This window comes from Nocardia sp. NPDC055053 (assembly GCF_053608285.1).
In genome coordinates, this window is sequence record NZ_JBSGVD010000060.1 from 1 (window position 1) to 24793 (window position 24793).

General features: G+C 70.4%; 20 protein-coding genes and 1 pseudogene. 20 read left to right on the forward strand and 1 reads right to left on the reverse strand.

What is annotated here, in order from left to right; genetic code table 11:
- From ACWF82_RS32830 to ftsZ, 14 genes and pseudogenes are all read left to right on the forward strand, one after another.
- Positions 1–221: pseudogene (locus ACWF82_RS32830) on the forward strand (hypothetical protein); the annotation flags it as partial.
- A 216-nt stretch (positions 222–437) separates the two neighbouring features.
- Complete coding sequence (gene mraZ, locus ACWF82_RS32835; protein ID WP_189033740.1) at positions 438–869, forward strand: division/cell wall cluster transcriptional repressor MraZ; 432 nt, start codon at positions 438–440, stop codon at positions 867–869.
- A 219-nt stretch (positions 870–1088) separates the two neighbouring features.
- Positions 1089–2087 (forward strand): 16S rRNA (cytosine(1402)-N(4))-methyltransferase RsmH, encoded by a 999-nt coding sequence (rsmH, locus tag ACWF82_RS32840; protein ID WP_452507465.1) that lies wholly within the window; start codon positions 1089–1091, stop codon positions 2085–2087.
- Positions 2084–3136 carry a hypothetical protein gene (locus ACWF82_RS32845; RefSeq protein WP_452507466.1) on the forward strand — a complete coding sequence of 351 codons (1053 nt, stop codon included), beginning with the start codon at positions 2084–2086 and terminating at the stop codon, positions 3134–3136. Before rsmH ends, ACWF82_RS32845 begins: the two co-directional genes overlap by 4 nt.
- Positions 3133–5016, forward strand: a complete 1884-nt coding sequence (locus ACWF82_RS32850; RefSeq protein WP_452507467.1) for a peptidoglycan D,D-transpeptidase FtsI family protein — start codon at positions 3133–3135, stop codon at positions 5014–5016. Before ACWF82_RS32845 ends, ACWF82_RS32850 begins: the two co-directional genes overlap by 4 nt.
- Positions 5017–5119: 103 nt before the next feature.
- A complete protein-coding gene (locus ACWF82_RS32855) occupies positions 5120–6712 on the forward strand; it encodes a UDP-N-acetylmuramoyl-L-alanyl-D-glutamate--2,6-diaminopimelate ligase (protein ID WP_452507468.1) in 1593 nt (530 codons plus the stop codon).
- Complete coding sequence (locus ACWF82_RS32860) at positions 6709–8202, forward strand: UDP-N-acetylmuramoyl-tripeptide--D-alanyl-D-alanine ligase (RefSeq protein ID WP_452507469.1); 1494 nt, start codon at positions 6709–6711, stop codon at positions 8200–8202. Before ACWF82_RS32855 ends, ACWF82_RS32860 begins: the two co-directional genes overlap by 4 nt.
- A complete protein-coding gene (mraY, locus tag ACWF82_RS32865; RefSeq protein ID WP_452507470.1) occupies positions 8199–9275 on the forward strand; it encodes a phospho-N-acetylmuramoyl-pentapeptide-transferase in 1077 nt (358 codons plus the stop codon). Before ACWF82_RS32860 ends, mraY begins: the two co-directional genes overlap by 4 nt.
- A gap of 50 nt (positions 9276–9325) precedes the next feature.
- A complete protein-coding gene (murD, locus tag ACWF82_RS32870) occupies positions 9326–10762 on the forward strand; it encodes a UDP-N-acetylmuramoyl-L-alanine--D-glutamate ligase (protein ID WP_379310883.1) in 1437 nt (478 codons plus the stop codon).
- The gene (ftsW, locus tag ACWF82_RS32875; protein WP_452507471.1) at positions 10759–12177 is read left to right on the forward strand and encodes a putative lipid II flippase FtsW; all 1419 of its coding nucleotides are present in this window, start codon (positions 10759–10761) and stop codon (positions 12175–12177) included. The genes murD and ftsW overlap by 4 nt, the downstream gene beginning before the upstream one ends.
- Positions 12174–13289, forward strand: a complete 1116-nt coding sequence (murG, locus tag ACWF82_RS32880; protein ID WP_452507472.1) for an undecaprenyldiphospho-muramoylpentapeptide beta-N-acetylglucosaminyltransferase — start codon at positions 12174–12176, stop codon at positions 13287–13289. The genes ftsW and murG overlap by 4 nt, the downstream gene beginning before the upstream one ends.
- Complete coding sequence (gene murC, locus ACWF82_RS32885; RefSeq protein ID WP_452507473.1) at positions 13286–14788, forward strand: UDP-N-acetylmuramate--L-alanine ligase; 1503 nt, start codon at positions 13286–13288, stop codon at positions 14786–14788. The genes murG and murC overlap by 4 nt, the downstream gene beginning before the upstream one ends.
- 8 nt (positions 14789–14796) lie before the next feature.
- Positions 14797–15474, forward strand: a complete 678-nt coding sequence (locus ACWF82_RS32890; protein ID WP_452507474.1) for a cell division protein FtsQ/DivIB — start codon at positions 14797–14799, stop codon at positions 15472–15474.
- Positions 15475–15634: 160 nt separating this feature from the next.
- On the forward strand, positions 15635–16891 hold the full coding sequence (gene ftsZ / locus ACWF82_RS32895; RefSeq protein WP_452507475.1) for a cell division protein FtsZ: 1257 nt from the start codon (positions 15635–15637) through the stop codon (positions 16889–16891).
- Between the two features lie 56 nt (positions 16892–16947).
- On the opposite strand, the gene ACWF82_RS32900 is transcribed toward ftsZ, so the two are convergent.
- Positions 16948–17520 carry an LppU/SCO3897 family protein gene (locus ACWF82_RS32900; protein ID WP_452507476.1) on the reverse strand — a complete coding sequence of 191 codons (573 nt, stop codon included), beginning with the start codon at positions 17518–17520 and terminating at the stop codon, positions 16948–16950.
- Positions 17521–17661: 141 nt separating this feature from the next.
- On the opposite strand from ACWF82_RS32900, the gene ACWF82_RS32905 reads away from it, so the two are divergent.
- From ACWF82_RS32905 to wag31, 6 genes are all read left to right on the forward strand, one after another.
- Positions 17662–20934, forward strand: coding sequence for a LuxR C-terminal-related transcriptional regulator (locus ACWF82_RS32905; protein ID WP_452507477.1), 3273 nt, complete (start codon positions 17662–17664; stop codon positions 20932–20934).
- Positions 20935–21046: 112 nt separating this feature from the next.
- The gene (gene pgeF, locus ACWF82_RS32910; RefSeq protein ID WP_452507478.1) at positions 21047–21778 is read left to right on the forward strand and encodes a peptidoglycan editing factor PgeF; all 732 of its coding nucleotides are present in this window, start codon (positions 21047–21049) and stop codon (positions 21776–21778) included.
- A gap of 40 nt (positions 21779–21818) precedes the next feature.
- On the forward strand, positions 21819–22556 hold the full coding sequence (locus ACWF82_RS32915; RefSeq protein WP_452507479.1) for a YggS family pyridoxal phosphate-dependent enzyme: 738 nt from the start codon (positions 21819–21821) through the stop codon (positions 22554–22556).
- Positions 22557–22663: 107 nt separating this feature from the next.
- Positions 22664–23419: a cell division protein SepF gene (locus tag ACWF82_RS32920; protein ID WP_189033701.1), complete on the forward strand. Its 756-nt coding sequence runs from the start codon at positions 22664–22666 to the stop codon at positions 23417–23419.
- Positions 23420–23508: 89 nt separating this feature from the next.
- Positions 23509–23811, forward strand: a complete 303-nt coding sequence (locus ACWF82_RS32925) for a YggT family protein (protein WP_452507480.1) — start codon at positions 23509–23511, stop codon at positions 23809–23811.
- 60 nt (positions 23812–23871) lie between these two features.
- Positions 23872–24732 carry a DivIVA-like cell division protein Wag31 gene (wag31, locus tag ACWF82_RS32930; protein WP_378853484.1) on the forward strand — a complete coding sequence of 287 codons (861 nt, stop codon included), beginning with the start codon at positions 23872–23874 and terminating at the stop codon, positions 24730–24732.
- Positions 24733–24793: the final 61 nt, after the last annotated feature.

Genomic DNA, 24793 nt, shown 5'->3' on the forward strand with positions numbered 1-24793 from the left:
GGGCCGCGCAGGAGTCGCGCGCCTGGCGCCGGAGCGCACCGGCAGCCAAGGCGGCGCCGCACCCGATCGGGTCCGGCGCCGCCTTCGTCCGTCTCCGGGTCCGGCTGCCGGTCGAACCCGTGTTCAGGGTGGTTCCCCCACCTTCCCCACCGTCCCCCACCCCGCCCCCGCGCGGGCGTCCGGCGCGGGTCGACGCCGGTCGCACCTGCGATGTTTGCTGAACGTTGTCGGAACCGCAGGTTGCCGACCCGCGCGGGTTGCCCGAACACGCGATAGCCCCGAATCTCGGTGATAGCTGGCATGACCTGCGGAATTGTGTTGGCGGGGAGCAGGATCACCCGGGGTTTCGATTGAAAGTGGGGGAAAGTGGGGTAATGTGGGTCGCGCACTACAGGAGAGGCCGTACGGCGAGGTGATCCAGTAGGGAGGTGGCCGAGATGTTTCTCGGTACCTACACCCCCCGATTGGACGACAAAGGGCGACTGACGTTGCCTGCGAAGTTCCGAGACGATCTGGCGGGAGGGTTGATGGTCACGAAAGGTCAAGACCACAGCCTGGCCGTGTATCCGAAAGACGAGTTCACCGCGCTCGCGCGGCGGGCCGCGGCAGCGTCTCGAAGCAACCCGCAGGCAAGGGCTTTCGTCCGAGCGCTGGCGGCGGGCACCGACGAGCAACGTCCGGATGCACAGGGCCGGATCACGCTGTCGCCGGACCATCGACGCTATGCGAATCTCACGCGCGATTGCGTGGTGATCGGTTCCGTCGACTTCCTCGAGATATGGGACAAGCAGGCGTGGGAGTCCTACCTCGCCGAGCACGAGGAGGACTACGCGCAAGCCAGAGACGAGTCGCTGGGCGGGATCTTCTAGCCCGGAGCACGCGAGTGCTGCGAGGCCTCTGCCCGGGCGTGGACCCTGACGTACTTCCCCGACGCCAGGTGCCGCGCCTCGGTCAGAGACCTCGACGCATTCGCCGGTTCCATCGCAAGGGCGGTGGAGCAGCTTCATTCAGACCGCAATCTCATTCGAAAAGCACTGTGTGGCAAGGCGACCCGTCTGCGACGCGAGGCAGTATCCCGGGAGGTCGAGGTGAACCATGACACCGAGAACCCCCGTCATGTGCCGGTCCTGCTCCAACGCGCCGACGAACTGCTCGGCCCCGCGCTGGGCGAACCGGGCGCGGTCTACATCGACGCGACCCTCGGCCTGGGCGGGCACGCCGAACATTTCCTGCGCACCTATCCGAACGCGCACCTGGTCGGGCTCGACCGTGACACCACCGCGCTGAAACTGGCAGGCGAGCGGCTCGCGCCCTACGCCGACCGGACCACCCTCGTGCACACCCGCTACGACGGGATCGCCGACGCGCTGAGCCAGGCCGGGCTGCCCGAGATCGGTTCCGTGTCAGCGATTCTGATGGACCTCGGGGTCTCGTCGATGCAGCTCGACGAGGCCGATCGCGGCTTCGCCTACTCCGTCGACGCCCCGCTGGACATGCGGATGGACCCCACCACCGGACCGACCGCCGCCGACGTGCTCAACACCTACAGCCACGGAGACCTGGCCAGGGTGCTGAAAACCTATGGTGACGAACGGTTCGCGGGCAAGATCGCCTCCGAGGTGCTGCGCAGGCGCGCGGTCAAGCCGTTCACCACCAGCGCCGAGCTGGTCGAGCTGCTCTACGACACCATCCCGGCGGCGGCGCGGCGCACCGGTGGTCATCCGGCCAAGCGCACGTTCCAGGCGCTGCGGGTGGAGGTCAACGGCGAGCTCGACTCGCTGCGCGCTGCGCTGCCCGCGGCCCTGGATTCGCTGCGCGTCGGCGGGCGGATCTGCGTCATGTCGTACCAGTCGCTGGAGGACAGGCTGGTCAAGCAGGAGTTCGCGCCACGCATCGTGTCCAGATCACCGATGGACCTGCCGGTCGAATTGCCCGGCATGGGACCGGAATTCCGGATGCTGACCCGCGGTGCGGAGAAAGCGACCGAGTCCGAGATCGAGGTCAACCCGCGATCCGCGCCGGTGCGGATGCGCGCGGCCGAACGGATCGCGGAGAGGTCAGGGAGGACACAGGAGGGGACACGATGAGCGTGCGGACGAGCACCGTCGCAGTGCCTGGGCGTACGGCCCGTCGCGTCGAGGCGGCCGACCGGGTGAAATCCGGTGCCGCACAGCGGGCCTACGCGCGCAAGCGCACCAGGGAGCAACTGCTCGACGGCATCGCGCTGCCCGAACGGGCATCCACGATGGCGGGGCGGATCCCGTTCGTCACCGCCATCATCGGACTGCTCGGCTGCGGCCTCGCCCTCACCCTCTTGCTGACCACCCGCGCCGCCGAGGACAGCTACCAGCTCGGCGACGCCAGGGCGGTCAACCGCAAGCTCGCCGACGAGCGGGCCGCGCTGCAGCGCGAGGTCGCCGCCGCCGACTCCGCCCCCGAATTGGCCGCGCGCGCCAGGGAACTGGGCATGATCCCCGCCAAGGACCCGGCCCGGCTGGTTCTCGGTCCCGGTGGGGAGGTCACCGTCATCGGCACGCCGACGCCCGCGCAGGGCGCGCCGGCGCCGCCGCTGAACAGCCCGCCGACCACGACGCCGAGCGGTCCGCCCCCCGGACATGTGCAGGCACAGGGCGAGCGGGTGGTTCCGGTGCAGCCGGGCGCCACGCTCCCGAGCCCGGCCACGCCGAGTACAGCGCCCGCAGGCCAAGGTGGTGCCCCCGCATCGGGTCCCGCCGCAGGCGCTCCGGCTCAGGCACCCGCGGTCTCGCCCCAGCCCGCGGTGGCACCGGCGCCCGCGCCGCTCGCCCCCGCTCCGGGCGAAGCGGTAGCGCCCGGTCAGGCCGCGGACGGTCAAGCTCCGGCGCCGATCGCGCCCGCGGACGGCCAAGTTCCCGCGCCGATGGCACCTGCGGCCGGTCGAGCGCCGGTGGACGGCCAGGCGCCCGCGCCGGCCGCCCCCGAGCCGGTGACCGTGCCCGACCGGGTCGACGTCACCGCCCCCGCCGAGCAGGACGCGCCGCAGGCGCAGGCCGACGCGCCGCCGCCCGCATCGGGTGTCGCGGCCGGACTACCGAACCCCGCGGCCCGGCCACCGAGTGAGGCGCCGCGGATCGTCGCTCCGGAGGGCGGTCGATGAGGCAGAGCGGGCCCGCGTCGCCACGGCGACGCGGGCCGGTCTCGTCGAGGGCCCGCCGATCGGGCTCGCTCTCGCCGGACCGGCCGATCCGGTTGCGCCTCGGCGTCGGCCGGGTCACTCTGCTGGCCACGCTGGCGGTGGTGGCGTTGCAGCTGCTCTACATCCAGAGCATCGCCGCGCCCGCGCTCTCGGCGCAGGCGGCGTCGCAGCGCACCACCAAGGAGACCGAGGCCGCCGTGCGCGGTCCGATCACCGACCGCAACGGCAAGCGGCTCGCCTTCACCATCACCGCGAAAGCGCTGACCTTCCAGCCGGTCCGGGTGCGCCAGCAGCTGGCCGACGCCAAGAAGGCCAAGTCGAGCGCGCCCGATCCGGAGCAGCGCCTGAAGGACATCGCGAAGTTCGTCCACGACAAGCTCGGTGCGGCAGCGCCCAAGGAAGACGAGCTGCTGGACAAACTGCGCAGTGACAAGACCTTCACCTACCTCGCGCGCAATGTCGATCCGCGGGTGGCCTCGGAGATCATCGCCAAGTACCCGGAGGTCGGCCAGGAACGCCAGGACCTGCGCGAATACCCCGGTGGGGCGCTGGCGGCCAATGTGGTCGGTGCGACCGGCTGGGACGGGCACGGCCAGATCGGCCTGGAATCGGCGCTGGACTCGGTGCTCGCGGGCACCGACGGTTCGCGCACCTACGATCGCGGCTCCGACGGCGCGGTGATCCCGGGCAGCTACCGCGACCAGCAGCCCGCCGTCAACGGCTACGGCGTGGAACTGACGCTCGACGAGGACATGCAGTATTTCGTCCAGCAGCAGGTGCAGCAGGCCAAGCAGCTGTCCGGCGCGTCCTCGGCCTCGGCGGTGGTGCTCGACGCCAAGACCGGTCAGGTGCTGGCCATGGCCAACGACAACACCTTCAATCCCGCACTGGGACCCCAGCATTGGGCCTCGGCCGACATGAGCAACCCGTCGGTCGCCGAACCGTTCGAGCCCGGCTCGGTGAACAAGATCGTCACCGCGGCTGCCGCCATCGAATACGGTCTGACCACCCCCGACGAGGTGTTGCAGGTGCCCGGCTCGATCCGGATGTCGGGCGTCACGGTCAACGACGCGTGGCAGCACGGCACCGCGCCGTACACGACCACCGGCATCTTCGGGAAGTCCTCCAACGTGGGCACTCTCATGCTCGCGCAGCGGGTGGGCGAGGACCGCTTCGCCGACATGGTCGACCGCTTCGGCCTCGGCAAGCGCACCGGGATCGGCCTGCCGGGGGAGAGCCCGGGCCAGGTGCCCGCGCGCGACCAGTGGTCCGGCGGCACCTTCGCGAACCTGCCCATCGGCCAGGGCCTTTCGATGACGACGCTGCAGATGACCGGCATGTACCAGGCCGTCGCCAACGACGGCCTGCGCATTCCGCCGCGCATCGTCAAGGCCAGGATCGCCCCCGACGGCACCCGCACCGAGGAATTGCAGCCCGACGGTGTGCGCGTGGTGAGCCCGCAGACCGCGAGCACGCTGCGCACCATCTTCCAGGCGACGGTGCAGAAGGATCCGATGGGCTACCAGATGGGCACGGGTGTGCAGGCCGCGATCGAGGGCTACCAGGTGGCAGGCAAGACCGGCACCGCGCAGAAGGTGGACCCGGGCTGCCGGTGCTACTCGACCTCGTCGTTCTACATCACCTTCGCCGGGATGGCGCCCGCCGACAACCCCCGCTATGTGATCGGCATGATGCTCGACGCGCCGGTCCGCAGCTCCGACGGCACCGGTGGTGGGTCGGCCGCGCCGCTGTTCCACACCATCGCCTCCTGGGCGTTGCAGCGCGACCGGGTGCCGCCCTCGCCGGAGCCCAAGCGGCTGGTGCTGGAGGCCGGGCTCTAACTCTTCGCCTTGGCACAACCCGCGTTGTCCGTCCGACACCGCGCGTCGGTAACCTGACTGCTCGTCTCGCCCACGCGCTCGATCACTCTCAGAGAGGAGCCTTGTGCCCGCGCAGTCCAGCCCGCACGCGCTCCGGCCGAACACGCCGCCGTCGACGTCGCTGCAGGCCCTGCTGGACCTCACCGGCGCCACGGTGGCGACTCCGGTGACCACCGAAACGATCGTCACCGGCATCGAGCAACGGTCCAACGCCGTGCGCTCCGGTGACCTGTTCGCCGCCCTGCCCGGCGCCAATTCCCACGGTGCGCGGTTCGCCGCCGACGCGATCGACCGTGGCGCGGTGGCGGTGTTCACCGATGCCGCAGGCGCCGCCCTGATCGGCGAGGTCGCCGTGCCTGTCCTCGTGCGCGAGCAGCCGCGCGCCGTACTCGGTGAACTCTCCGCCGAGATCTACGGCCACCCGAGCGACCGGCTGCGCATCGTCGGCATCACCGGCACCTCCGGCAAGACCACGACCTCGTACCTGGTGGAAGCGGGTCTCGCCGCGGCGGGCCTGGCCACCGGGCTGATCGGCACCATCGAGACCCGTATCGGCGGCAGGCGGGTGCCCAGCGCGCTCACCACGCCCGAGGCGCCGCAGCTGCACGCGATGTTCGCCGCGATGGTCGAGCAGGGCGTGCAGGCGGTCGTGATGGAGGTCTCCAGCCACGCGCTGGCGCTGGGCCGGGTCGACGGCGTGCGCTTCGCGGTCGGCGCGTTCACCAACCTGTCGCAGGACCACCTCGACTTCCACGCCGACTTCGAGGACTACTTCGCCGCGAAACGCAAACTCTTCGAAGCGGATTCGCCGATCGCCGCGCGCACCGCGGTGATCTGTGTCGACGACGAGTGGGGTACCCGCCTCGCCGGTGACCTGACCGCGCCGGTCACGGTGTCGACCGTCGGCCAGGCCACCTGGCAGGTCGCCGGTGACGTGCAGGCCACCGGTGGTGCGCAGGAGTTCACCGCGGCCGGACCCGACGGCGAGCTCACCGTGCGGCTGCGGCTGCCCGGCCGCTACAACGTCGCCAACGCGCTGCTCGCCGTCGCGACCTGCGCGGCCGCCGGCGTCGATCCCGCGGTGGCCGCGCCGGCGCTGGCCACCGTCGACGTGCCGGGCCGGATGCAGCGGGTCGAGCGCGGCCAGGACTTCCTCGCCGTCGTCGACTACGCGCACAAGCCCGCCGCGGTCGAATCGGTCGTCACCACCCTGCGCGGTCACCTCACCGAGGCCGGGCACGGCAGGCTGGCCGTCGTCGTCGGCGCCGGTGGCGACCGCGACGCGGCCAAGCGCCCGCTGATGGGTGCGGCGGCGGCACGCGGCGCCGACCTGCTGATCGTCACCGACGACAATCCCCGCACCGAAGACCCGGCGGCCATCAGGGCCGCCGTGGTGGCCGGTGCGCACGAACTCCCGGCCACCGACCGCGGCGAGATCCGCGAGATCGGTGACCGCGCGGCGGCCATCGCCGCTGCCATCGCCTGGGCGCGTTCCGGCGACGTGGTGCTCATCGCGGGCAAGGGCCACGAGGCGGGGCAGGAGATCCAGGGCGTCAAGCATCCCTTCGACGACCGCGAGGTGGTCGCGGCGGCGCTGGAAACCCTGCAGACACGACACAGTCCGCAGACGGACTCGGAGGACTTGACGGTTTCATGATCGAGATGACACTGCGGGAGATCGCGGACGTCGTCGGCGGCGAGCTGCACGACGTACCCGACCCTCAGGCACTGGTGACCGGTTCGGTCGAATTCGATTCGCGCCGAATCGGTTCCGGCGATCTGTTCCTCGCGCTGCCGGGCGCCAACTCCGACGGACACGACTACGCCGCCGCCGCGGTCGCCGCGGGCGCGGTCGCCGTGCTGGCGGCGCGGCCGGTCGGCGTGCCCGCGATCGTCGTCGCGCCCGACCGTGGCTCGGTGCCCGCGACCTCGGTCGCGCTGAGCAACGACGAGGACGGCTCCGGCGCCGCCGTGCTGGCCGCGCTGGCCGAGCTGGCCAGGGCGAGCACGCAGCGGCTGGCCGAGCGCACCGGGCTCACCGTCGTCGGCGTCACCGGGTCCTCCGGCAAGACCTCGACCAAGGACCTGCTGGCCGCCGTGCTGGCGCCGCTGGGTCCGGTCGTCGCCCCGCCCGGCTCGTTCAACAACGAACTCGGTCACCCGTGGACCGCGTTGCGCGCCGGCCTGGACACCAAGTTCCTCGCACTCGAGCTCTCGGCTCGCGGCCCCGGCCACATCGCCGCGCTGGCCCGCATCGCGCCGCCGCGCATCGGCGTCGTGCTCAATGTCGGCACCGCGCACCTGGGTGAGTTCGGCAGCCGCGAGGCGATCGCCAAGACCAAGGGCGAGCTGGTGGAGGCGCTGCCCGCCGACGGGCTGGCCGTGCTCAACGCCGACGATCCGAATGTCGCCGCCATGGCGTCGCGGACCAAGGCCCGCGTGGTGAAGGTCGGCCTGTCCGGTGACGCCGACGTACGCGCCACCGACGTGGTCACCGACGAGCAGGCCCGCGCCCGGTTCACCCTGCACGCGGGCGGGCAGTCCGTGCCGGTGCAGCTGGCCGTGCACGGCGAGCACCACGTCGGCAACGCGCTGGCCGCGGCCGCCGTCGCGCTGGAATGCGGCGCCGACCTGGCGACCATCGCGCAGGCGCTGGCAGGCGCGGGCGCCGCCTCGGCGCGCCGGATGGACGTGCGCACCACGGCCGACGGCGTCACCGTCATCAACGACTCCTACAACGCCAATCCCGATTCGGTGCGGGCCGCGCTCAAAGCGCTGGTCACCCTGGCCAAGGCGGGCGACGAGCCGCGCCGCAGCTGGGCCGTGCTCGGCGAGATGGGCGAACTCGGGGACGACTCGGTGATCGAACACGACGCGATCGGACGCCTGGCGGTACGCCTTGATGTCGACCGGTTGATCGTGGTCGGCACCGGACGGCCATCCCGGGGGATGCACCAGGGTGCGGTGATGGAAGGCTCATGGGGCGAGGAGTCTGTCCTCGTACCCGATATCGACGCGGCGATCGCGCTGCTCGACGACGAGATCGCCACCGGCGATGTGGTACTGGTCAAGGCGTCGAAGGCGGTCGGCCTGTGGGCCGTCGCCGAGCACCTGACCAGGGCAGGGGAAGGTAACACGGCTCGATGAGGCAGATTCTTTTCGCGGCGGGGATCGCACTGGCGGTGTCGATCCTGTTGACGCCGTTGCTGATCCGGGTCTTCGCCAGACAGGGCTTCGGCCAGGAGATCCGGGTCGACGGCCCGGCCAGTCACCAGGCCAAGCGCGGTACCCCGACCATGGGTGGCGTCGCCATCCTGATCGGCATGTGGGCCGGTTACCTCGGCTCGCACCTGATCGGCATCGGCTACGACGCCGAGGGCCCGACGGCCTCGGGCATGCTCGTGCTCGGGCTCACCACCGCGCTGGGCGTCGTCGGCTTCCTCGACGACTTCATCAAGCTGCGCAAGCAGCGCAACCTCGGGTTGTCGGCGGCGGGCAAGTACATCGGCCAGATCGGCGCCGCCGTCATCTTCGCCGTGCTGGTGCTGCAGTTCCGCGGCGAGAACGGCCTCACCCCGGGCAGCAAGCACATCTCCTACGTGCGGGACATCTCGACGGTGTCGCTGGGCGCGATCGTGTTCGTCATCCTGGTCTGCCTGCTCGTGGTCGCCTGGTCCAACGCGGTCAACCTGACCGACGGCCTGGACGGCCTGGCCGCCGGTTCGATGAGCCTGGTGCTGGGCGCCTACGTGATCATCACGTTCTGGCAGTACCGCAACGCGTGCTCGACCGCGCCCGAAGCTGGCTGCTACAACGTGCGCGACCCGCTGGACCTGGCGCTGGTGTGCGCCGCCGCGGCCGCCGCCTGCATCGGCTTCCTGTGGTGGAACGCCGCGCCGGCCAAGATCTTCATGGGTGACACCGGGTCGCTGGCGCTGGGCGGCATGCTCGCCGGGCTGTCCATCACCACCCGCACCGAGCTGCTGATGGTCGTCATCGGCGCGCTGTTCGTCGCCGAGGCGGCGTCGGTGGTGCTGCAGGTCGTGGTCTTCCGCACCACCCGCAACCGGTTGTTCAAGATGGCGCCGTTCCATCACCACTTCGAATTGAGCAAGTGGGCCGAAACCACGGTGATCATCAGATTCTGGATCCTGGCGGGCATCGCCGCCGCCGTGGGTCTCGGGCTGTTCTACAGCGAATATCTCTCGCAGGTCGGGTGAGGACGAACATGGTCGAACACTCTCCCCGTGCCCTCCGCTCGCCGGGCCCGATGCTCGAATTCCTGCGTGGCCGTGACGTTCTCGTCGCGGGCTGGGGCGTCTCCGGGCGCTCGCTGATCGAACCGCTGCGCGATATCGGCGCGCACCCGGTGGTCACCGACTCCGGCGCCAAGGCACTGGCCGAGGCCGCCGAACTGGGTCTGGAGGTCGCCACCAGCGTCGAGCTGGAACGTGCCGACCTGAGCCGGTTCGCGCTGGTCATCACCAGCCCGGGCTGGCGGCCGGACTCGCCGGTGCTGGTCTCCGCCGTCACCGAGGGCATCCCGGTCTGGGGTGACGTCGAGTTCGCCTGGTGGGTCGATCAGGCCAGGATCTACGGTCCGGTCCGCAAGTGGCTGGTGATCACCGGCACCAACGGCAAGACCACCACCACCCAGATGACGCACTCGATCCTGCGCGCCGCCGGCATCGCCAGCGTGGCCTGCGGCAATATCGGCCTGCCCATCCTGGACGCGCTGCGCCGCAACCCGGGCCCGCAGGTGCTCGCCGTCGAGCTGTCCTCGTTCCAGCTGCACTGGGCGCCGTCGGTGCGCCCGGAAGCGGGCGTGGTGCTCAATGTCGCCGAGGACCACCTCGACTGGCACGGCGGTCTCGACGCCTACGCCGCCGCCAAGGCCCGCGCGCTGACCGGACGGGTTGGCGTCGTCGGCCTCGACGATCCGGTCGCGGGCTCACTGGCCCGCAAGGCCAAGGCGCGGCGCACGGTCGGCTTCCGGATCGGCGTGCCCGCCGACGGCGAGCTGGGCGTCGTCGACGGCAAGCTCCTGGATCGCGCGTTCACCAAGGCCGCGATTCTCGCCGAGACTTCCGACATCAGCCCGCAGGGCCCGGCAGGCATCGCCGATGCCCTTGCCGCCTCCGCGCTGACCAGGGCGATCGACGTGGCACCGCAGTTCGTCAAGGAAGGCCTCGCCGAGCACAAGGTGGGCCCGCACCGCACCGCGTTCGTCCGCGAACTGGGCGGTGTCGAGTTCATCGACGACTCCAAGGCCACCAACCCGCACGCCGCGCGCGCCGCGATCATGGCGTACCCGCACGTGGTGTGGGTGGCGGGCGGTCTGCTCAAGGGCGCGAGCGTCGACGACCTCATCGAGGAAGTGGGCGACCGGCTGGTCGGCGCGGTCCTGTTCGGGGCCGACGCGCCGGTGATCGCCGCCGCATTGGCGCGACACGCACCCGAAGTCCCGGTCATCGAGCTGGATGCGGGAGACGATGCAGACATGGAGTCGTCGAGATCCCAGCGTGCCGAGGCGGTCATGGGCCGCGCGGTCCGCGCCGCGGCGGGCCTTGCCCGCGCCGGAGACACCGTGTTGCTCGCTCCCGCCGGTGCCTCCCTGGACATGTACGACGACTACACCCACCGCGGACGCTGCTTCGTGGACGCGGTGACGGCACTGGAAGACGGTGACATCGGGCGGGCGCTATGACTGAGGCGCGGCGAACGGGTTGGGCGGGGGAGCGCTTCGGCGCTTGGCTGGCCCGTCCGCTCGCGTCCTTTCATCTGATCGTCACCATCGCGACCCTGCTCACTGTGCTCGGCCTGGTCATGGTGCTCTCGGCGTCGAGCGTCGAGGCCTATGCCGGTGGCCGCTCGGCGTACTCGCTGTTCATCCAGCAGGCGATGTTCGCCGCGCTCGGCGCCGTCGCGTTCTACATCGCGCTGCGGCTGCCGCTGCGATTGCTGCGGCAGTGGTCGTTCCCGATCTTCAGCATCTCGGTGCTCGCGCTGGTGCTGGTGCTGATCCCCGGCATCGGCGCCGTCCACGGTGGCGCCAGGCGCTGGTTCGACATCGGCCCGCTGTCCATCCAGCCGTCCGAGGTCGTCAAGGTGACGCTGGTCGTGTGGGGTGCGCATCTGCTGGCCTCGCGGCGCGGCGCCCACCTCAAGGACATCCTGGTGCCGCTGGTGCCAGCCGGGCTGCTGGTGTGCCTGCTGGTGGTGCTCGAACCGAACCTGTCGACGACGATCGCGCTGGGCATCGTGCTGATGGCGCTGCTGTGGTTCGGCGGGCTGCCGGTGCGGTTGTTCGTCGGGATCATGGTCAGCGGGGTGGTCGTCGCGTCGGTGCTGGCGCTGTCGGCCGGCTACCGCTCCGACCGGGTGCGCGCGTTCTTCAACCCCGGTGACGACCCGCAGGGCGTCAACTATCAGGCGCGCCAAGCCAAGTACTCCCTCGCGGACGGCGGCATCCTGGGCCGCGGGCTCGGGCAGAGCCGTGCCAAGTGGAGCTACCTGCCCAACTCGCACAACGACTTCATCTTCGCCATCATCGGCGAGGAACTCGGCTTCCTCGGCTGTATGGCGGTGCTGGCGCTGCTGGCGATGTTCGTCTACGCCGGGATCCGGATCGCGCTGCGCTCGGTCGACCCGTTCCTGCGCCTGCTCACCGCCACCGCCACCACCTGGATCACCGCGCAGGCGCTGATCAATATCGGCTATGTCGTCGGGCTGCTCCCGGTGACCGGATTGCAGCTGCCGCTGGTGTCGGCGGGTGGTTCGTCGCTGGCCATCACGCTGTTCATGTTCGGCATCATCGCCAGCGCCGCCCGGCACGAACCGGAAGCGGTGTCGGCGTTGCAGGCCGGGCAGGACGGACGGCTCAGCCGGTTGCTGCGCCTGCCGATCCCCGAGGTGTACACCCCGGCCAGGGCCGATACACCGCGCAAGTCCGCCGCGCGCGGCAGAGCCGAACGCCAACGCCAGGCGCCCCGCCGGCAGCCGCCCGCCGAGCGCAGGCGACGCACGCCGCAGAGCCGCGGCACCAATTCGCTACGGTCGACCAGAGCATGGGAACCGACCTATCCGATGCCACACGCGAAAGAACGAGGTAGATCCAGGTGAGTCACCCGCGCACCGGGTTGTCGGTGATCGTCGCAGGCGGCGGCACGGCCGGCCATATCGAACCCGCGTTGGCCGTCGCCGACGCGCTGCGCAAGCTCGACGATTCGATCCGGGTGACCGCCCTGGGGACCGAGCGCGGTCTCGAGACCAAGCTCGTCCCCGAACGCGGGTACCCGCTCGAGCTGATCCCGCCGGTGCCGTTGCCGCGCAAGCCCTCCGCCGACCTACTGCGCCTGCCCGGCCGGGTGCGCGCCTCGGTGAAGCGGACCAGGGCCGTCATCGACGAGGTCGAGGCCGACGTGATCATCGGCTTCGGCGGCTACGTCGCCCTGCCCGCCTACCTCGCCGCGCGCGGCGGGCTGTTCGGCCGCAAGCGCGCCGTTCCGGTCGTGGTGCACGAGGCCAATGCCAAGGCGGGTATCGCGAACAAGGTCGGCGCCAAGCTGGCCGCGAAGGTACTGGCCGCGGTCCCCGATTCGGGACTGGCGAACGCGCAGGTCGTCGGGATCCCGGTCCGCGACTCCATCACCGGGCTCGACCGTCCGGCACTGCGTGCGCAAGCCCGCGCCCACTTCGGCCTGCCCGCCGATGGCCCGGTGCTCCTGGTGTTCGGCGGTTCGCAGGGCGCGCGCAGCCTCAACGAGGCCGTCTCCGGCGCCGCGCCGCAGCTGGCCGCCGCCGGGATCTCGGTGCTGCACGCGCACGGACCCAAGAACAGCGTCGAGGTGAGCACCGCCGGGGCGGAGGCGCCCTACGTCGCGGTGCCGTACCTGTCCCGGATGGACCTGGCCTACGCGGCCGCCGACGCGGTCGTGTGCCGCTCCGGCGCGATGACCGTGGCCGAGGTGTCGGCGGTCGGGCTGCCCGCGTTCTACGTGCCGCTGCCGCACGGCAACGGCGAGCAGGAGTTCAATGCCAGGCCCGTGGTCGCCCAGGGAGGTGGCAGAATTGTCGCCGACGCCGACCTGACCCCGAAATACGTGATCGATGAGGTGATTCCGCTGCTGCTCGACCCCGCTCGACTCGCCGAGATGAGCCGCGCCGCCGCAGGCGCGGGCCATCGCGACGCTGCCGACACGGTGGCCAGGATCGTCACCGAGGTCGCCCGATGAGCGGGATCAGCGAGGCCGCCGGCACCGGGCTGCCGCCCGAGCTCGAACGGGTGCACATGGTCGGCATCGGTGGCGCGGGCATGTCCGGTATCGCCCGGATTCTGCTGTCGCGCGGTGGCGCGGTGTCCGGGTCGGATGCGCGGGAGAGCCGCGGCGTGCTGTCGCTGCGGGCACGCGGCGCGCAGGTCCGCATCGGCCACGACGCCGACGCGCTCGACCTGCTGCCCGGCGGCCCGACGGTCGTCGTCACCACCTACGCCGCCATCCCGAAGACCAATCCCGAGCTGGTCGAGGCGAATCGGCGCCACATCCCCGTGCTGCTGCGCCCGACCGTGCTCGCCGCGCTGATGCGCGGGCACAAGACGCTGCTGGTCTCTGGCACCCACGGCAAGACCTCGACCACCTCGATGCTGATCGTGTCGCTGCAGCACTGCGGCGCCGATCCGTCGTTCGCGGTCGGCGGTGAGCTCAACGAGGCGGGCACCAACGCCCACCACGGCAGCGGCGACATCTTCGTCGCCGAGGCCGACGAGTCCGACGGCTCACTGCTGCAATACGACCCGGACGTCGCCGTGGTCACCAATATCGAGTCCGACCACCTCGACTTCTTCGGCACCGACGAGGCCTACATCCAGGTGTTCGACGACTTCGCCGACCGGCTCGCCCCCGGCGGTCTGCTGGTCGTATGTCTGGACGATCCCGGCTCACTGGCTCTGGCGCATCACGTCGCGCCCCGGCTGGCCGAGCGCGGCGTCGAGGTCCTCGGCTACGGCTCCGGCGACCTGACCGACGCACCGGTCACGGTCGGCGCGCGGCTGATCGACTGGCAGCCACGCGATGTCGGTGGCATCGTCGAGTTCCAGCTGGCGGGGGAGAGCACCCCGCGCACGGTGCGGCTGTCGGTGCCGGGCAGGCACATGGCGCTCAACGCGCTGGCCGCGCTGCTGGCCGCCAGGGCCACCGGCGCCGATGTCGACGAGATCGTGCAGGGCCTGGAGGGTTTCGGCGGCGTGCACCGCCGGTTCCAGTTCACCGGCAGGGAGAACGGCGTCCGCGTCTTCGACGACTACGCCCACCACCCCACCGAGGTGCGCGCCGTGCTCGAGGCCGCCGCCCAGCTCGTCGCCCAGGAGGCGCGCGACGGCGCCCGCACCCGGCGCGGCCAGGTGATCGTGGTGTTCCAGCCGCATCTGTACAGCCGCACCGCTACTTTCGCCACCGAGTTCGGCACCGCGCTGAGCCTGGCCGACGAGGTGGTCGTGCTCGATGTCTACGGCGCTCGCGAGGAGCCGCTGCCCGGTGTCAACGGCGCGCTGGTGGCCCAGTCCGTGACCAGTCCGGTGCACTACCAACCGGATATGTCGAAGGTGGGCAGGCAGGTCGCCGCGCTGGCTCAGCCCGGCGACGTGGTGATCACCATGGGCGCGGGCGATGTGACGATGCTCGGCAGCCAGATCCTCGACGGCCTGCGGGCCAGGCCCCAACAGGCCGGCCGGTGAGATTGCCGATGCCCGCCGCGCGCGGGTGGCACGGCTACCGGATCTGGACGGTGGTCGGTCTCCTCGTGATGACGGTGCTCGTCGTCCTCGCCTGGTTCACGCCCGTGCTGTCGGTGCGCACCGTGCGTGTCGACGGCGTGGCGGCGGTGTCGCAGGCGGAGGTCCGCGGGCGGCTCGAAATCCCGGACGGCCGTTCGATGTTGCGCATCGATACCACCGCGATCGCCCAGCGTGTCGCCGCGATCCCGACGGTGCGCTCGGTCCGGGTGCAGCGCAAATTCCCGTCCACCGTGCTGGTGACAGTGGTGGAACGAACACCGGTGCTGTACATCGAATCACCGGACGGCGCGCACCTGATCGACGCCGAGAGTGTCGAATTCGCGATCGAGCCCGCGTCACCGATCGGGGTGCCGAAGTTGATCACCGAGGGCTCTTTCACGGGGCCCGCGGCGGCCAAGTCCGCCGTCGATGTGCTGGTCACGCTGCCGCCGGCGCTGTTGGTGCAGGTGGGTGAGGTTGTCGCACGGTCGATTTCGGACGTCTCACTGAACCTTCGCGACGGTAGGAAGGTAGTGTGGGGCGGCACGGGCGACGGCGAGCGCAAAGCTGCCGTCGTGTTGCCGCTGCTGACCCGTGAGGGGACCGTGTTCGACGTGTCGAGTCCGAATCTGGTCACGGTAAAGTGAGCGACACTCTTTGTGGCACAAGATTCTGGCTCTCGTCTCGGCGCGCCTGCGCCGGGATCGCAGTGGCTGCGAATAGCGTTCCGCAGCAGTCGGATACTTGACATAACGCCAACCCTATGGTTGAGGTTGAGGGTTTAAGATCGAAGGAAGGCGAGAGCCCATGACGCCCCCGCACAACTACCTTGCGGTGATCAAGGTCGTCGGTATCGGCGGCGGCGGCGTGAACGCCGTCAACCGAATGATCGAACAGGGACTCAAGGGAGTCGAGTTCATCGCGGTCAATACCGACGCCCAAGCCCTGCTGATGAGCGATGCCGACGTCAAACTCGATGTCGGTCGCGAGCTGACCCGCGGCCTCGGCGCGGGCGCAGACCCGGAAGTCGGCCGCAAGGCCGCCGAAGACCACAAGGACGAGATCGAAGAGGTGCTCAAGGGCGCCGACATGGTCTTCGTCACCGCGGGTGAAGGCGGTGGCACCGGCACCGGTGGCGCCCCCGTCGTCGCCAGCATCGCCCGCAAGCTGGGCGCGCTGACCATAGGTGTCGTGACCCGGCCGTTCTCCTTCGAGGGCAAACGGCGTGGGAACCAGGCCGAGGTGGGGATCAACCTGCTTCGCGAGTCCTGCGACACCCTCATCGTCATCCCGAACGACCGGCTGCTGCAGCTCGGCGACGCGGCGGTGAGCCTGATGGACGCGTTCCGCTCGGCCGACGAGGTGCTCCTCAACGGTGTGCAGGGCATCACCGACCTGATCACGACCCCGGGTCTGATCAACGTCGACTTCGCCGACGTCAAGAGCGTCATGTCGGGCGCGGGCTCGGCGCTGATGGGCATCGGCTCGGCGCGCGGCGAGGGCCGCTCGGTGAAAGCGGCCGAGACGGCGATCAATTCGCCGCTGCTCGAGGCGTCGATGGACGGCGCGCACGGCGTGCTGCTCTCCATCGCCGGCGGCTCCGATCTCGGTCTGTTCGAGATCAACGAGGCGGCCTCGCTGGTGCAGGAGGCGGCCCACATCGAGGCCAACATCATCTTCGGTACCGTCATCGACGATTCGCTCGGCGACGAGGTGCGCGTCACCGTGATCGCGGCGGGCTTCGATGGTGGCGGACCGTCACGGCGGTCGTTCGACACCAACGTCAGCTCGGCGCGCAACGGGGCCAACCCGATCGGTTCCGGCCGGGCGGGCGAGGTCGGCCAGGCGCGCAACGAGGCGCCGGCGCGCGCCACCGAACCCGCCACCAGTGGGGTGTCCACCGGCCGCACCAGCGCGCCGAGCTACCGGGATACCGAGCGGTACCGGGAATCCGAGCGTCAGCGGGTCACCGAGCGGGCGATGAACCAGGTGAACAATCCCGATCAGCGTGACGACGGCGACGATGACGACGACATCGAAGTGCCGATCTTCATGCGTCGATAGGCAGACAACGAGAAGCGCCCGGACTCCGTGGAGTCCGGGCGCTTTCGTGTGTGTGGTCAGCTCTTGGCGCTGCCGAGGCAGTAGGTGATCTTCGGGTCGTTGACCACCAGCACCGAGTCGGCGTCCGCGCCGCACAGCTGCTCGTCGACCTGACCGTCGATCCGGGACACGACCTTGAAGCTGGCGTCGGCGGCGGTGCACGGCACGAACTTGTAGCCGGTCATCATGCCTTCGTGGTAGCAGCTGCCCTGCTTGAAGTTCGGTGCCAGACACAGGAACGCGATGGTGCCGCCGCTGCCGAAGGTCTCCTCGTAGGAGGTGTAGTCCTCGTGGCAGTCGACCTTCTTGTCGTGCACCTGCACGACCTGGTACACGGCGTTCTCGGCCGAGCAGGCCACCGGCTCGGTGTCGGAGTCGACGACCGACGCGGTGATCACGTTGATGCAGTCACCGACCTTCGAACGGGCGGTGTCGGACTTGCTCGCGTCCTGGGCCACCTCGGTGACCTTGTCCACGGCCGAGCAGCCCGCGGCACCGAGTGCCGTGACCGCGAGCAGTGCGAGCGCGAACCGCGAAACCATTCCCTTGCCGGTGAACATCATGCGAACCTTCTTTCTGAAGAACCTCACCGCGGACCCTTCGGCGGTGATCGGCCTCGCCCACCCAACCCCACGCCCGTGCCAGGAGCATCCGGGAAACCACGGCATTTGCCCGTCGGTGGCCCGGGTTAGGCTCAGTCCCGGTCGATCCGGGCGTGAGAGGTGGTGACGATGATCGAACGCGCCTTCGTCGGCCGCGCGCCCGAACTAGCCGCCATGACCGCGACCTTCGCCGAACCCGATGCCCCCTGGTTGCTGCTGGTGGCGGGACCAGCCGGAATCGGCAAGTCCCGCTTGGTCGCCCGCTTCGCCCACGCCGCCCCCTGCCGGGTGTTCTCGGTCACCGGTGCCGAGGACGCAGGCCCGCAACCGGGCTACCTCGCCGACGACCTCGTCGAACAACTCACCGATTCAGGTGTGGCCGGCGTCGATCTCGGGGAATCGGCGGTGTGGTTCGGCGTCGGTTCAGGCGGGCACCTGTCGCCGACAGACGATGTGGAGATCGGCGGGTCCGGCGCGGACGTGCTCGCCGACGGCGCCTTCGCCCGCCGGATGCGGCGGGCACTCGGTGCCGTCGAGACATTGCTCGTTGTCGACGACGCGCAGTGGGCTGATGCCGAATCGGTCCGGCTGCTGGCCTTTCTGATCCGGAACCGTCCCGCGGGCTTCCGGTTGCTTCTCGCATTCCGCGCCGGCGGCTGCCCGCCATCGATCACCCGGCTGCTGCGGATGCCGCACGTACGATCGGCGCATATCCAGGTGCCGCCGTTCGGCGAAGCCGATGTCGGCGGACTGCTGCCGGGGGAGGACCCGCGGCGTCGTGCCCGGCTGCTCAGCGCATCCCACGGCAATCCGCTCTACCTGTCGCTGCTGGCCGAGCTGCCCGACCAGGAACTGGACCGGACGCTGCGCGGCGAGAATCCGGATCCCGCGTCGAACGACTATGCGGCCCTTGACCGGACGATCCGCGCCGAACTGGCCCAGCTGCCCGACACCGAACGGTCGGTCGCGCAAGCCGTCGCGGTGTGCGGGGTGCCGCCCGACCTCGAACTGTTGTGCACAACAGTGGACCTCCCCGCGCCGACGGTGGCCGACGCGCTCGACAGGCTGGTGGCGCGCGGGGTGGTCTGCGCGAGCGACGGTGCGGTGACCTTCGTGCATCCGCTGATCCGCACGGCCGCCTATCGATCGGCCGGGCAGGGCTGGCTGGCGATGGCCCACCGCCGCGCCGCGCTGGCACTGCGCGTCCGCGACGCGCCGATGCCCGCGCGGGCGGGGCAGCTCGAGCACGCCCTGCTCGGCCACGACGAGGTCGCGGGCGCCGAACTACGGTCGGCCGCAGGCCAGGTTCTCGCCGACGCACCGGCGTCGGCCGCGCGCTGGCTCGCGCTCGCGCACCGGATCGCCCCGTCGGCCACCGATCCACTCGCTGACGCGGTGGCACTCGGCCGGGCGCTGTTGCTGGCGGGCGCGGCCGAGCGCGCGGCCGAAGCGCTCGACCCGGCCGCGGCGAAACCGGGCCCGCACCAGCTGGAAGCGCTGCTGCTCTCGGCGCGGTGCGCGCGCATGCTCGGCCGGGTCGATCAGGCCAGGACGCTGCTCGCCGTCGCCGCGACCCTGCCCCGCCGCCTCGGCGACGGTCCGGTCCAGCTGGAACTGGCCATCCTGGAATTGCAGGATCACCAGGACGCCGAGGGCCATGCCCGCCTCAACGCCCTGTTCGGATCCGCCGAGATCGAGGACCCCGCGGTCCGCGCCGCCGCGACGGCACTGCGCTGCCTCGGCTTCGTCTCCGACGGCCAGATCCGGACCGCGGCCGACCTCTACCCCCGGTGTCACCAGGCCTTCGAAAACCTGACCGATGCGGACTTCCGCGAGGTCGTGCACGCGATCCCGGCTCTGGGCTGGTGCGCGTACTTCCTCGACCACGATCGCGACGGCCTGGTCCACCTCGACCGCGCCATCCGGGTCAGCCACCGCTTCGGCCGCAGCTACGCCCTCGCTGAACTCCAGACCGTCCGCGCCTACTCCCTGGCCAAACTCGGCCGCCTCGACGCCGCGATCACCGCCGCCGACGACGCCACCGACGCCGCGACCACCTTCTACTACCCCGACCTGCTCGCCTTCGCGGGCGCGCTCAAACTCCGCACCCTCCAACTCACCGCCACCACCGACACGGCCACCACCCAGTGGCACACCGTCGCCGCCCTGCCCCGCCCCGCCATGCGCTGGTGGCGCCAGGTCGTCGACACCACCCTCACCGAAACCGCCCGCGCCCTCGGCCTCCCACCGCCGGCCGTCCAGGCGCCCGGTCTCCCGATCCCCGGCGCTCCGGACCCGAACATCCCGCCACTCGCCACCCGCCCCGGCCCACTGCACCCGACCCACCTGGCCCGAGCCGCCCACGCCGCCATCGCCGACGGCGACCTCGCGAAAGCCGCCGACCTGGTCACCCGGGCGGCAGCGGCGGCGAGATCCCAGACCGCCGATGCTCGCGAAACCGTGGAAACAGACGACCTTTCCACCGCGGCAGATCAGCCGCCCGAACACGCCGATCGCCGACCGACGCAAGGTTTCGCCGACTCCGACACCCGTCACGGAGGCCCGAGCAGCCCAATGCGCCGAGCGGCGGCCGGGATCGACGGCGGTTCCGGCACGCCGAATGCGGTCACCGGGCATCGCGACAGCGGTGTCGCGCAGGTCGGGTCAGCTGATGCCGGCGGTGCCGTCGTCGCCCCAGGCGCGGGAACCACGCGGGATCGGTCGACGGCCGACTCGGCGCGGTCCGGTGTCCTCGACGCTGACAGCCCGGCCCGCGCACGGCACACTGCCGATGTGGGTATGAACAGCCTCGCCCGCGCGCCGCACACGGTAGACGAGGGTCTGGCCAGCCAGGTCGGTGCGGCCGCGCTGGCCAGGGCCGACTATGCCGCCGCCGTCGGTGATTTCGGCACCGCGGCGGCATCCGCGGAGGAGGCGATCGCCGCGTTCACCCGTGCTGACATGGTGGTCAATCGCGCGCAAGCCGAACTTCTCGCGGGCATCGTCGCGGGCCGCCGCGGCGACTTCGGCCAGGCGACCTGCCGGTTCGCCGCGGCACGTGCCGTTTTCGCCGCCGCGGGCGCACAGCGCCTGCTGGCCGAGACGACGACAGCGCAGCGCACCCTGGCAGGCAGCCAGCCGGTCGCCACGACCATCCTGACCCGGCGTGAACGGGAGGTCGCCGAACTGGCCGCCCAGGGCCACACGAACAAGGACATCGCCGCCCACCTCTACCTGAGCCCCCGCACCGTCGAAGACCACCTCGGCCGCGTCCTGCGCAAGCTCGGCCTGACCAGCCGCGCGGCCATCGCCCGCAAGCTCGACGAACTGGGCGCCGCCGATGCCCGACCCGGCAGATCGGACTCGCCGAGCCCCGCCCCTGCTGCACCGACCGTGGTCTGACAGCTAACTGCCAAGGTCCCCGCATCCGCGCCCACCTCCACGCACCGAGGTTGACCGACGTCACCCACACGCGGGCGACCCACACCGCCCCGACCGCACTACGCTCGAAGTCATGACTTCCGCACCGCCCACCGTGACCGTCCGCCGGGTGACCACCACCCGCGCCGGTGGCTTCTCCGCCGCCCCGTACGACTCGTTCAACCTGGGCGATCACGTCGGCGATGACCCGGAAGCCGTGCGCCGCAACCGGATTCGTTTGGCCGAGGGGATCGGGCTCACCCCGGACCGGCTGGTGTGGATGGAGCAGGTGCACGGACGCGCTGTCGAGATCGTGGACGGACCGCGCGCCGAACCGGTGCCGGTGACCGACGCGCTGGTCACGACCGTGCCGAATCTCGCCCTGGTGGTCCTCACCGCCGACTGTGTGCCGATCCTGCTCTCCGACGACGAGGCGGGCGTCATCGCCGCGGTCCACGCGGGCCGCATCGGCGCCAGAATCGGCATCGTGCCGCGGGTGCTCGAGGCGATGGTCTCGGTCGGCGCGCGCGTCGACCGGATCGGCGCCTTCCTCGGCCCCGCCGCGTCGGGCCGCCAGTACGAGGTCCCCGCCGCGATGCGGGCCGATGTCGAGGCGCACCTGCCCGGCAGCGCCACGACGACGGTCCGCAAAACCCCCGGCCTCGACCTGCGCGCGGGCATCAGCAGACAGCTCACCGAGGCGGGCGTCGGCGGAATCGCGCTCGACCCGCGCTGCACCATCGAGGACAAGACCCTGTTCAGCCATCGCCGCGGCGCCCCGACCGGCCGCATCGCCGGCGTGATCTGGATGGACACCCCCGCATGAGCGGTCAGCGCCGGCGCGTGACCACGCAGGATGGTGCGGCATGACCTCGACCGCCGACCAGGACACCGCCCGCACCGCGGAATTGTCGGCCAGACTCGACGGCCTGCTCGCGCGCATCGACGCCGCCGTGGGAGCCTCGGGCCGCCCGGCGGGTTCGGTCCGCCTGCTCCCGGTGACGAAGTTCTTCCCGGCCGCCGACGTCGACATCCTCTACCGCCTCGGCAGGCGCGAGTTCGGCGAGTCGCGTGAGCAGGAGGCCTCGGCCAAGGTCGACCAGCTGGCCTACGACGACATCGAGTGGCACATGATCGGCCGTTTACAACGGAACAAGGCGCGCGCGGTGGCGCGCTGGGCGCACACCGTGCACTCGGTCGATAGCGAACGCTTGGCAAACGCGCTGGACCGGGCCGCGCAGGACGCACTCGCAGCCGGCGAGCGTACCGCGCCCCTGCGTGTCCTGCTGCAGGTGAGTCTGGACGACGACCCCGGACGCGGGGGTGTCGCACCGGCCGATCTGCCCGCCCTGGCCGACCTCGTGGCAAAGGCGCCCGGCCTGGATCTGGCCGGTCTGATGGCGATTCCGCCCCTTGACGCCGCGACTGATGCGTCCTTTGCGAATCTTGCGACTTTGCACACTTCGCTGCTGGCGCAACACGCCGAGGCCACCGAACTTTCTGCAGGTATGTCGGGTGATTTGGAAGTTGCGGTCGAACACGGTTCGACCTGTGTGCGTGTCGGTACCGCCCTGATGGGCGCGCGACCGATAACCTCGGCGTAGCAAAGAAACCTCATCAGTCACATTCGACACATACGATTGGGCCGACGAGGCGCTGAGCAAGAACTTCAACACCCGGCCGCCACCGGGGCCGAAGGAAGGTCGTCCAGATGAGCACGCTGCACAAGTTCAAGGCGTACTTCGGCATGGTTCCGCTCGACGAGTACGAGGACGATTACGTCGACGATCACGCCCCTCGTGGCGCCGAGGAGCGCGCGGGCCGTACCCGCCCGCGCAGCTACGACCGCTACGCCGAAGACCGTTACGGCTCCGACCGTTTCGAGGACGAGGCCGACGACTACCCACAGCCGGCTTACAAGTCGGCCTACCAGGCGCGTCGCGACGATTACGTCGCCGACACCTACGCCGACGATCGTTACGAGGCGCCGCGGCGCCCGACCAGGATCGAGACCGCTCCGTCATCGGGTCGCTCGTTCCGGGCGGGCGGTGTCGCGCCCGGCATGCGCGGTTCCACCCGTGGAGCGCTCGCGGTCGATCCCGACGCCGAGGAGCGCAGGCTCGAGGAGCGCTTGCGCCCCGAGCCCGCGGCAGCGCGGCGGCCCGGGATCTTCGAGGACGGAGGTCCCTTGTCCAAGATCACCACGCTGCGTCCACGGGACTACAGCGAGGCCAGGATCATCGGTGAGCGTTTCCGTGAGGGCAACCCGGTCATCATGGACCTGGTCGACCTGAGCAATGCCGATGCCAAACGGCTGGTCGATTTCGCGGCCGGGCTCGCGTTCGCGCTGCGCGGTTCGTTCGACAAGGTGGCGACCAAGGTGTTCCTGCTCTCACCTGCCGATGTCGACGTATCGGCGGAAGAGCGCCGCCGGATCGCCGAAAACGGCTTCTACAACCAGAAATAGACGCCACATCCGCACCATCGTGATGGCCGCCCGCGCACCGCGCGGCGCGGCCATTTTGCAAGCCGCCGATTTTGCGGCAGAGTGAAGCCGTGGCCCTGTTCGCGGTTCTGTACCTGGTGCTTTTCATCTTCTGGCTGTTGCTGATCAGCCGGGTGATTGTCGAGTTCATTCGCAGTTTCGCGCGCGATTGGCGCCCTACCGGTGTGGTGGTGATCCTGCTGGAGATCATCTTCACGGTGACCGACCCGCCGGTGAAACTCCTGAGACGGTTGATACCTCCCGTGAACCTCGGGGGTATTCGGCTCGATCTGTCGATAATGGTCCTGCTCTTCGTGGTGTTCATCCTGATGTCCATCGTGGGTAGGCTCGGGCAGCCCGTGACCTCCGTGTGACATACTGAATCGAGAAGACCGCTTGCTAGTTCTCCAAAAGACGCGTGAAGGGATCCTTCGATGCCGCTGACTCCCGCCGATGTGCATAACGTCGCGTTCAGCAAACCGCCGATCGGTAAGCGCGGCTACAACGAGGACGAGGTCGATGCCTTCCTGGATCTCGTCGAGCAGGAGCTCTCGCGCCTGATCGAGGAGAACGCCGACCTGCGTCAGCGGGTCGCCGAGCTCGACACCGAGCTGGCCGACGCCAAGAAGAACCGCGCAGCCGCTCCGGTCAACGCCGTGAAGGCGCCCGTTCAACAGGCACCGCCGCCGGCACCTGAACCTATCGCGCCGCCGGTGCCCGCCGCGCCGCCCGCGCCGATGCCGGTCGCCGCGCCGGTCCGGGACAACTCCGGCCCCGACGCGAACATGCAGGCCGCGAAGGTGCTCACCCTGGCGCAGGAGATGGCCGACCGGCTCACCACCGACGCCAAGACCGAGGCCGAGGGACTGCTCTCGAACGCGCGGGCAAATTCCGAGCGACTGGTCGGCGACGCCCGCACCCGCTCGGAAGCGATGATCGCCGACGCGCGCCAGAAGTCCGACGCGATGCTGACCGACGCGCAGAACCGCTCCGACACCCAGATCCGCCAGGCCAAGGACAAGGCCGAGGCGCTCACCGCCGACGCCGAGCGTCAGCACGCCGAGATCATGGCCACCATCACCCAGCAGCGCACGGTGCTGGAAAGCCGCATCGAGCAGCTGAAGACCTTCGAGCGCGAGTACCGCGTGCGGCTGAAGTCGTACCTGGAGTCGCAGCTGGAAGAGCTGGAGAACCGCGGGTCGGCCGTTCCGGTCGACGGTGGCGAGTTCGCCGGCGAAACCAACGGTTCGGCCAACAGTCTGGCTCCCGCCTCCTTCGCCAAGGGCGGCAAGTAAACTGAACCCGGATCGCGCGGCCAGCCGCGCGATCCCGGAACGCCCACCTTTAATCGGGCTG